The sequence below is a fragment of the Streptomyces swartbergensis genome (assembly GCF_002148965.1).
GTDB classification, from domain to species: domain Bacteria; phylum Actinomycetota; class Actinomycetes; order Streptomycetales; family Streptomycetaceae; genus Streptomyces; species Streptomyces swartbergensis.
In genome coordinates, this window is sequence record NZ_NGFN01000728.1 from 1 (window position 1) to 1,141 (window position 1,141).

General features: G+C 73.0%; 2 protein-coding genes. Both read left to right on the forward strand.

All coding sequences use genetic code 11. The features are described from left to right. Nucleotides 1-243 precede the first annotated feature (243 nt). Nucleotides 244-513 carry a hypothetical protein gene (locus CA983_RS43930; RefSeq protein ID WP_086606136.1) on the forward strand — a complete coding sequence of 90 codons (270 nt, stop codon included), beginning with the start codon at nucleotides 244-246 and terminating at the stop codon, nucleotides 511-513. Further along, a partial coding sequence (locus CA983_RS43935) for a 4-alpha-glucanotransferase (protein WP_208637188.1) occupies nucleotides 514-1,141 on the forward strand: 628 nt, incomplete at its 3' end. It lies immediately after the preceding gene.

Consider the following 1,141-nt stretch of genomic DNA (forward strand, 5'->3'; position numbering starts at 1 on the left):
CTTCCCACGCCGCAGTCCCACAGGCCCCCTCCACGTGTGTTCGACCGGGAGAACGAGCCCACCACCCGCCCGGTGAGGGTGTCAACGAGAGTGGCCGCTATGGCCGTATTGCCGGAATCTGGAAGGAGTGGAGGAGAGTGGAATGTGAGCAGAAGCACGATGTTGGGCCTGGGGTGTCTGCCTTCGCGCCGACTGGGTAGGGCTGCGATAGCCGTTGAACGCCGTGCCCAAAAGGAGGCCCCCGTGGCTGCGATGACTTTCCTTCCGCTCCCGGCCCCGTCCAAACCCGTGGCGGACACGTCCGCCGACCTCGACCCCCACTATGACGATCCCCGCTACGAAGACCCCCACTACTGCATCTTCAGCTCCGAGAGCACCTGCGCCGAGCCCCCGCTGACCAGCGAGCCCCCGCTGCCCGACGCCGAGCCCCTCACCAGCGAGCCGCCGCTCGCCGAATCCACCTCCCTGACCAGCGAACCCTCCGCCTTCGTCCCGGACTTCACGAGGTCCTAGATGACCGCACCCCGGCCGGCCGAACCGCCTTCCGAGGACCTGTCCCGCCTCGCCGACCTGCACGGCGTCGCCACTTCGTACAGCCCGTCCCCGGACCGTACGGTCGCGGCCTCGGCCGCCGCGCTCACCCTCACCCTGGCCGCTCTCGGCGTGGACGCGAGCACGCCCGGCGCCGTCCGCGCCGCGCTCGCCGCCCGGGAGCGGGAACTGGGTGCCAGGCTGCTGCCGCCCACGGTGGTCGGCTGGGGCACCAGCCCCCCGGCCGCCCTGGCCGCGCTCCCCGAGGGAAGCCGGCTGCTCATCGAGACCGAGCAGGGCGAGACCCGCGCCTCGGCCGAGCACCTCCCAGCCGGTGTCCACCGGCTGACCGCCACCGTCCCCGACGGCCGCACGGCCACCGCCCACCTGGTCATCGCCCCGGCCCGCCTGCCCAGCCCCACCGGACGCTCCTACGGACTCCTCGTCCAGCTCTACTCCCTGCTGTCCCGCCGTTCCTGGGGCATGGGCGACCTGGGCGACCTCGCCGAGCTGGCCGGCTGGGCCGGGCGGTCGCTCGGCGCCGGATTCGTCCAGGTCAACCCGCTGCACGCGGCCGTGCCCGGCGCCCCCACCGACCCCTCCCCGTACC